The 7,799-nt window shown below is 65.5% G+C and carries 6 protein-coding genes and 3 pseudogenes; 5 read left to right on the plus strand and 4 right to left on the minus strand.

Features of this window, described 5'->3' with window-relative positions:
* Positions 1-55: 55 nt before the first annotated feature.
* Together RHBS_RS20750 and RHBS_RS20755 are read right to left on the minus strand one after the other, a co-directional pair.
* The gene (locus RHBS_RS20750) at positions 56-799 is read right to left on the minus strand and encodes a SagB family peptide dehydrogenase (RefSeq protein WP_128646362.1); all 744 of its coding nucleotides are present in this window, start codon (positions 797-799) and stop codon (positions 56-58) included.
* Between the two features lie 71 nt (positions 800-870).
* Positions 871-1,116 (minus strand): hypothetical protein, encoded by a 246-nt coding sequence (locus tag RHBS_RS20755; protein WP_121870911.1) that lies wholly within the window; start codon positions 1,114-1,116, stop codon positions 871-873.
* Positions 1,117-1,276: 160 nt separating this feature from the next.
* Between RHBS_RS20755 and RHBS_RS20760 the strand changes: the two genes are divergently transcribed.
* From RHBS_RS20760 to RHBS_RS20775, 4 genes and pseudogenes are all read left to right on the plus strand, one after another.
* On the plus strand, positions 1,277-1,807 hold the full coding sequence (locus tag RHBS_RS20760) for a hypothetical protein (protein ID WP_145977556.1): 531 nt from the start codon (positions 1,277-1,279) through the stop codon (positions 1,805-1,807).
* A 179-nt stretch (positions 1,808-1,986) separates the two neighbouring features.
* Positions 1,987-3,463: pseudogene (locus RHBS_RS20765) on the plus strand (PepSY-associated TM helix domain-containing protein).
* Positions 3,460-3,963: a copper chaperone PCu(A)C gene (locus RHBS_RS20770; protein ID WP_128646364.1), complete on the plus strand. Its 504-nt coding sequence runs from the start codon at positions 3,460-3,462 to the stop codon at positions 3,961-3,963. Before RHBS_RS20765 ends, RHBS_RS20770 begins: the two are co-directional and overlap by 4 nt.
* Positions 3,964-4,005: 42 nt before the next feature.
* Positions 4,006-5,227, plus strand: a pseudogene (locus tag RHBS_RS20775) (Dyp-type peroxidase).
* 10 nt (positions 5,228-5,237) lie between these two features.
* Here the strand turns inward: RHBS_RS20775 and RHBS_RS20780 are convergent.
* Together RHBS_RS20780 and RHBS_RS20785 are read right to left on the minus strand one after the other, a co-directional pair.
* Positions 5,238-6,358, minus strand: a pseudogene (locus RHBS_RS20780) (TIGR03364 family FAD-dependent oxidoreductase).
* 27 nt (positions 6,359-6,385) lie between these two features.
* Complete coding sequence (locus RHBS_RS20785) at positions 6,386-7,099, minus strand: GntR family transcriptional regulator (RefSeq protein WP_121870905.1); 714 nt, start codon at positions 7,097-7,099, stop codon at positions 6,386-6,388.
* A 108-nt stretch (positions 7,100-7,207) separates the two neighbouring features.
* Between RHBS_RS20785 and RHBS_RS20790 the strand changes: the two genes are divergently transcribed.
* Positions 7,208-7,799 (plus strand): HAD family hydrolase (locus RHBS_RS20790; protein ID WP_128646365.1); only part of this gene is annotated, 592 nt, incomplete at its 3' end.

The raw sequence follows: 7,799 nt of genomic DNA on the forward strand, positions 1-7,799 counted from the left end.
AGCGGGCGCGCTCGCTCTTGCGGGGGCGGTAGCCCTGTGGCTCGGGGTGCCGCGGCTACCGTTGCTTGCCGTCCTCACCGAGTCCGCCGAGCGCGAAGGCCAGTAGCGGAACGGACAGTCGGTCCAGGCGGAGCAAGTGCGAGAGCTCCTCGTCGTAGAAGCCCGAGATTGCACAGCACGCCGATTCGAGTGCGGTCGCGACCAAGTACAGGTTCTGCGCGGCGATGCCGGCGTCGATGTGCAGGGTGCGATAGTGGCGTTCGCTGTATTTGATCAGGGTTCGGTCGAGGCGTCCGACGAGAATCACGACGAAGGGTGCCCGCCGCGCGAATTGTGGCTGCACGAGGCATGATTCGAGCGCGTCGACGCACGGTCCGGTGCCGGTTCTGCTCAGAACGTGTCGATCCGGATCGAAAAGGTAGGTCCCCGAGTCGATCTCACCTGTACCGCGGAGGACCACGAGATGCAGGTCGATCGAATCGAGTCCGCCTGCCGTCGGATTCATCCGGAAGGTGTGCGGCGTGCCGTCCGGCCGCTCGGCAGTCCGACCGGGCCCCGCTGCCGACCGGAGAAGAGTCGAGAGCTGCAGCGCATCCATGTCCGCGAATCGATAGTGCGACCGTCGGTCGCGCAGTGCGGTGTCGAGGCGCATCGGTGGGAGTGGCGGTGGCGACGGCAGAACACATGTCCCGTCGGCTGCGGGGACGGTCGGAAGGCCCTCTCCGGTGCCGCGATCGAGGAGGCGTCGGTGCACATCGTGGACGTGCGCTACCGTGGAATCGAACGGATCTTCAGCCATGGAGTTCGACCTTAATCGAACACGGTAACCAGTGTCGATAAGGGATCGGGTATCTCGGTCGCGAGTCGCTCCTACTGGCAGTGAACGGTGGGGAATCGATTTCTCAGTGCGTCCAGCTGGCGATACAACTCGTACAGCGCCTGCTTCTGTGTCTGCGCTTCATCGCTGTGCCACACATGACTGCGTGAATCCCGGACTCTCAACGCCTTGCGCGCGAGCTGCTCGGACTCCTCGACGCGACTCGACGCGGCTGCGATCTCGGCGGTCAGCATGTCGTCGAACACCCGCGCCTGAGCCGCGTCCGAATTCTCTGCCATGTGGTCCACTCTCGATCTCGTGGCTCGACCGTTGATGGTTCGAGTACCGAAGATCAGGATAACCAACCGCAAAAAGACCGTCGGACCGGCTTCGGGGTTCGGAGACCTCGTTCTCGCACCTGGGCTACTACGCGGTGTAGTCGGTAGTAAGCTCCCGTCCATGCCGATGACCACGGATGGATCCGCGCTCCTGCGCGGTGCCTCCGTGGGCGGGCTGTCCGCGCTGGTCACCGTCGCAGCACACACGTTCGGTGGCGGGATGCTTCCATCCGACGCAGCGATGGTGCTGTTGGCCGTCGTATCCGCGGCGATCGGCTACGCGGCCGCTGCGGCACCGACGCAGGTGGCACCGCGCGCACAGTTGCCGATGATTCTGACCGCCGCGCAGTCGATCGGACACCTGCTGCTCACCGCCGTCGACGGTCACCATCACGGTCCGCTGATCACCCAGCAGATGTTCGCGGCCCACGCGGTTGCCATCCTGGTCGGCGCTCTGGCCATCCGCGGAGCCGAGCACGGCATCCGGCGCGCGGTGACCTCGCTACGCAAGGCTCTGCCCCTGTTGGCAACTCTGGTCGTCGACGAGTCCCGCGTCGCCCCCGAACTCCCGGTCTACCGACTCCCGGGATCTCCGCGGCTACTCGACCTGTCGGGTTGCGGAAGCCGCGGACCGCCTGTTCGAGCTGCCTGAGCACAGCCCACCGTCGCACCCGCCCTGCTCGTCAGGCGTCGGGTGGTGGGTTCTTGCCGCATTCGATTCCGCACATCGCACTCTCGGTGATTCACGCTGCTTCCGCGCGGCCTGGTCCCGCAGGCGATGCCACTTCGCGCATCCGCGCGCCCACTCATGCCTTCACGAAACGAGTCCTCGTGTCCACACCGGAAATGGAACGCGTCGCCGATCCTTCCCCGCCCACCCGTCCGACAAGCCCCCGCAGCTGGCGTCCCCTGATCCTGCGCCTGCACTTCTATGCCGGCATTCTCGTTGCACCGTTCATCCTGATCGCCACCATCAGCGGCGGGCTCTATGCCGTCGCACCGACCATCGAGCAACTCGTCTACCGCGACTACCTCCACGTGGATGCAACCGGCCCGGCCGTCCCCGTCGCACAACAGATTCGGGCTGCGCAGGCCGAACGACCCGATCTCACCGTCGCCGCCCGTCCGCCCCGCAGCCGAGGCCGGCGACACCACCCGAGTGATGTTCACCGATCCGAGCCTCGGCGAATCCGAGCGGCTGGCCGTCTTCGTCGACCCCGCCACCGCGACGAACGTGGGTGAGCTGGCGGTCTACGGATCGTCGAGCGCCCTACCGTTGCGTACCTGGATATCCGAGCTACACCGGCACCTGCATCTGGGGGAGCCCGGACGCCTCTACAGTGAACTCGCCGCCTCGTGGCTGTGGGTGATCGCGCTCGGCGGCCTCTACCTGTGGTTCGAGCGCTATCGACGCAACCGCGACAAGGCAAGACTGCTCACCTTCGATCGAAAGTCGAAGGGGCGCAATCGGTCTTTGAACTGGCACGGAGTGGCGGGAATCTGGATCGCTGTTGGTCTGATCTTCCTGTCCGCCACCGGTCTCGCGTGGTCCACTTACGCGGGCGAGAACGTCACCGACCTACGCACGGCGCTGAGCTGGACCACCCCAGCCATCACCAAGACCATCGGTACCTCCGAGGCGACGACGACAGGTGACCACTCCGGTCACGGCGGTCATTCGATGGACATGTCGGCCGACGCGTCGATGACCGACGACAACGTCGGACGCATCGATTCGGTCCTCGACATCGCGAAGGCCAACGGTATCGACGGAGCGGTGGAGGCGTCGATACCCGCGTCGGACGACGCAGCGTTCGTCGTCGCCGAAACCCGTCAGCCCTGGGTGATGTCGAACAACTCCATCTCGGTCGACGGTGCCGCAGGCACGGTGATCGACACCCTGTACTTCTCCGACTGGCCCCTTGCCGCGAAGCTCTCGGCCTGGGGTATCCAACTGCACATGGGGACGCTGTTCGGTATAGCCAATCAGCTTGCCCTGCTCGCTCTTGCGGTCGCTCTGGCATCGGTCATCGTCCGCGGCTACATGATGTGGTGGAAACGCCGTCCCACCAGGGCAACCGGACTCACCGCGGGGCGGCCTCCGCTGCGCGGCGGCATTCGGCGAATCTCACCGATGGCCGTCGTCGCGCTGTCGGTCGTCGCGATCGCTGTCGGCTGGTTCGTTCCACTCCTCGGGCTGAGCCTGGTGGCGTTCCTCGCCGTCGACGTGGTCCTCGGGTCGATCCGCCGAGCACGGACCAGAACCGCCAATTCCGCTGCTTCCCAACACGAAAGCGAACTCGTATGAATCTCACCCGACGTACCTCGACGCTGTTGGCCGCACTGTCGGTCACCGGTCTGATCCTCACCGGATGCTCCGGCAAGGAGCCGGCCGCCGCGGCGAAGGAGTCCGATTCCGTCGTCGTCCGCGAGCAATGGGTCAAAGCGGCCGACGCCGGTATGACGGCGGCGTTCGCCGAACTGCAGAACACCGGCGACGCCGATGTGCACGTGGTCGGTGCGTCGTCGCCGGCGTCGAGCCGAATGGAATTGCACGAGATGGCAACCGGAGCCGACGGAGCGATGGTGATGCGGCCGAAGGAGGGCGGCTTCGTCATTCCGGCGGGCGGCACACACGTGCTCGCCGCGGGCGGTGACCACCTGATGTTGATGGACGTCACCTCGCCGCTGACCCCCGGAGCCGACGCGGAGTTCACCCTCGAGTTCGAGGATGCGTCGAGCACGACATTCACCGCGCAGGTACGGGACTTCCCCGGTGCCCAGGAGAATTACGAGCCGGTGCCATGAACATGGACATGGACGGGTCGGCGACCCCTGCGCCGGCACACGGTGGCTGACAACGAAAACCGGTCCCCACGCTCGCTGAGCCGGCGACGCCTCCTCGGTGGAGGCGTCGCCGCGCTCGGCGTCGCGGGCGTGGGAGCGGCGACCGGTTACGGAATCATCGGCAACCGGGCCGAGGAGACGGCCACCGGGAGTGAGACGGTGCCGTGGCGGGGCCTGCATCAAGCGGGAATCGATACCGTTCCGCCACAGGCACACTCGACGTTCGTCGGGTTGAATCTGCAGGATCGTGTCGGGCGCGACCAGCTGATCGGAATCCTGAAGGTCTGGACCGAGGACATCGGACGGCTCACTGCCGGTGCGCCCGCGCTGGCCGATACCGAGGCCGAACTGGCGCTTCGGCCCGCACGCCTGACGGTGACCGTCGGACTCGGCCCCGGTGTGTTCGACGCGATCGGTCTGCCGGATCGGCGGCCGTCGTGGCTGGCACCCCTTCCTGCCTTCGGAATCGACCGTCTGGAACCGGAATTCACCGGTGGAGATCTGCTGCTGCAGGTGTGCTCGGACGATCCTGTCACCGTCGCACACGCTGCGGGTACTCACCAAGAACGTTCGCTCGTTGGTGACGATCGCCTGGACACAGCGCGGATTCCGGCGCTCGCGGGGTACCGAGGAATCGGGCACCACGATGCGCAATCTGATGGGGCAGGTGGACGGCACAGTCAATCCTGCGGCCGGAACTACGGACTTCGACACGTTGGTCTGGGACGACGGTAGCGATCAGCCCTGGATGCAGCACGGAACGTCGATGGTGTTGCGGCGCATCCGAATCGAGATGGACACCTGGGACGAACTGGACCGACCGGGCCGGGAACTGACGGTGGGGCGAACCCTCGACACCGGAGCCCCGTTGACCGGAACCGCAGAGTTCGACGTGGCCGATTTCGAGGTGACCGATCGATTCGGCATTCCGGTCATCCCACCGTCCTCGCACATCGCGCGGGCACGGCACCTTCACGACGGCGAGCGAATCTTCCGGCGGGCGTACAACTACGACGATCCGCCTGCTCCCGGTTCGGTGTCGAACTCCGGGCTGCTGTTCGCGAGCTATCAGCGCGATGTGCTCACCCAGTTCCTACCGATTCAGCAGCGCCTCGACGAATTCGATGCCCTGAACGAATGGACGACGCCGATCGGGTCAGCGGTGTTCGCGATACTGCCGGGAGTGGTCGGCGACGGCTATCTGGGGCAGAGCCTGCTCGGGTAACCAGGTGCGCTCAGGCCGGTACCAGAACCCTGTCCACGTTGGAGAGCGCCAGGCCCATGCTGGTGGTCATACCGATCCCGGTGGTGACGGTGGCGATGTGCACGCGATCGACCGGTTCTTCCAGCAGGAACTCCGAACCCGGTGCCGAGCAGTAGGTTCCCTGCCACCGCTCGGTGACGTCGATGCGGTCGACTCCGAACAGCGCCTTGGCTTCGGTGAGGAGCACCTGGAATCCCTCCTCGCTCTGGAACGGCGACGTGGTGATCTCGCGAACGTGTGTGTCGCCGAGCAGCATCGACCGTCCGGTTGGGGGGTGTACATCTGATGCAGATCGAGCTCGACGTACCCGGGATACTCGGCCTGCAGGCGGGCGGCGACGTCTGTCACGGCGGGCAGATTCTCGAAGCCCGAGTACCGGAGCAGGGACCAGCCGGTGAACAGCGGGGTGGGTAGTGGAGCGCGAAGGGGCAGCGTGGCGCGCAGCATGTGCAGCCGACACCGCACCAGTCCGCCGCGTTCGGCGTACTCGGGAAACAGGCGATCGATGTCGTGGTTGACGGTGACGAACGTGGTGCCGGCATGCAGGTCACCGCGCGAGGTGTGGACGATGCCCGGTGCGAACGAGGTTGCAGCGGTGCGCCAGTGGAAATCCACCCCGGAGGTCTCGAGCCAGCGTGCGATGGCAGGCGCAGCAGCACGTGGGTCCACTTGGACGTCCAGCGGCAGGTACATGCCGCCGACCACATCGGTGTCGGCAATGGGGAGTCGGTTCAGCACCTCGGCGCGGTCCAGCAGCTGAACCTGCTCCTCACCCCGCAGTTCGGCGAACTGCTCGAGCACCGCGAACTCGTCCTCGTGCCGGGCGACGCAATGCGTTCCCGTTTCGGCAGCCCAGAAGCTCGCTGTGCGGGCGAGGTCGAGCCAGTGACTGCGGCCGACGCGCGCATAGTCCAGTGCAGTACCGGATTGCGCTGTGATGCAGGCGTGTCCGAAGTTCTGCACCGAGGCGCCTGAGACGCGATCGGCATGATCGACCACCGCCACGGTGAGCCCGCGCCGATGAGCGTGATAGGCGTGTGCAAGGCCGACGATGCCGGCCCCGACGACCACGACGTCGTAAGTGGAGGTCATGAGAAGTGTCTTTCTCGAGAGGTCATGTCAGGCGTTCATGACGGCGGTGAAGGTCATCCGGTCTCCGCGATAGAGCGACCGACGGTGTTCGATGGGAACCCCGTCGGTGTCGTAGGAGACACGGCCGAGCAGAAACATCGGTGTGCGGGTGTCGACGGTGAGTAGTGCAGCTTCCCTGGCATCGGGGAGGACGGTTTCGATGGTGTCGACGACGCGCCCGAACACGACTCCGCGCGTCCGCAACTCGGCATACAGCGACGAACGGTGATCGAAACTGTCCTGCAACCCCGGAATTCGATACGCGGGGATGCGAGTCGTTTCGAGTCCGACTCGGACGTCACCGGTGGTGAAGACGCGTTCGAGTTGTACCACTTCCGAACCGATCTCGATTCCGAGTAGATCCGCCAGCGCTGCGTCGGCTCGGAACGTGTCCCAGCCGACCAGGATTCGGGTAGCGCTCATGCCCTTCTCGCGCGCGGCCTCGGTATACGAGCCGATGGCCAGCGGCAGCACCACTTTGGGCTCGGCAACCACCGTCGCACGCCCCCGTCGTTCGATTCGACCGGCTACCAACAGTTCTCGGATGGCTTGACGCAGTGTTTCGCGAGACACGTCGTATCTGTCGGCGAGATCGCGCTCGGAAGGAAACGCGTCGCCCGCCGACATACCGTCGAGCATGGCGTCGAGACTTCTGCGCACGATCTGGTGCTTGAGTACGCGAGGTTCGGTGTCCACAACCATGGACCAACCATAGCACCAATTGGTCTAGACCTATTCGTCGTTCGACGTTCACAGTCCGTTCACTCGAGTTCCATGCAATGGTCTATACCAAACGGCAGTCTCTTCCTCATGTCGAACTCCACCAGCCCGAACACCAGCACCGCCATCGAGCTCGTCGTCCTGGACATGGCCGGAACCACCGTCACCGACGACGGTCTCGTGCTCGAATCGTTCGACGCCGCAGCCACTGCCGTCGGACTCGCCGACAGAGGACCGGAACGCGACGACGCCCGCCGCTACGTCCTCGACACGATGGGGCAGTCCAAGATCGAGGTGTTCCGCGCACTCTTCGGAACAGAGGACCGAGCCCAGGCTGCCAACCATGCGTTCGAGTCGGCCTACGACGCCCGCATCGACGACGGAATCGCGCCCGTTCCCGGTGCAGCCCAGGCCATCACGAAGCTCCGTGAATCCGGAATCACCGTCGTCCTGACCACCGGCTTCTCGGCACCGACGCAGAAACGCATCATCGACACACTCGGCTGGCAGGATCTGCCCGACGCGTTCCTCGCACCCGGCGATGCCGGTCGTGGCAGGCCCCACCCGGATCTCGTCCTCTCGGCTGCGCTGCTCGCCGAGGTCAGTGACATCGCTGCGGTCGCGGTCGTCGGAGACACGTCCAGCGACATTCCTGTCCGGTCGCCGGAGCCCGGCGCCACTC

It is taken from the genome of Rhodococcus sp. BS-15 (assembly GCF_000813105.1).
Lineage (GTDB): Bacteria > Actinomycetota > Actinomycetes > Mycobacteriales > Mycobacteriaceae > Rhodococcoides.

What these genes read in the sequence shown, in the direction of transcription:
- RHBS_RS20770 (WP_128646364.1), top strand. Translation starts at nt 3,460, where the DNA reads ATGAATCTCACCCGACGTACCTCGACGCTGTTGGCCGCACTGTCGGTC.
- RHBS_RS20760 (WP_145977556.1), top strand. Translation starts at nt 1,277, where the DNA reads ATGCCGATGACCACGGATGGATCCGCGCTCCTGCGCGGTGCCTCCGTG.
- RHBS_RS20750 (WP_128646362.1), bottom strand. Translation starts at nt 799, where the DNA reads ATGGCTGAAGATCCGTTCGATTCCACGGTAGCGCACGTCCACGATGTG.
- RHBS_RS20785 (WP_121870905.1), bottom strand. Translation starts at nt 7,099, where the DNA reads ATGGTTGTGGACACCGAACCTCGCGTACTCAAGCACCAGATCGTGCGC.
- RHBS_RS20755 (WP_121870911.1), bottom strand. Translation starts at nt 1,116, where the DNA reads ATGGCAGAGAATTCGGACGCGGCTCAGGCGCGGGTGTTCGACGACATG.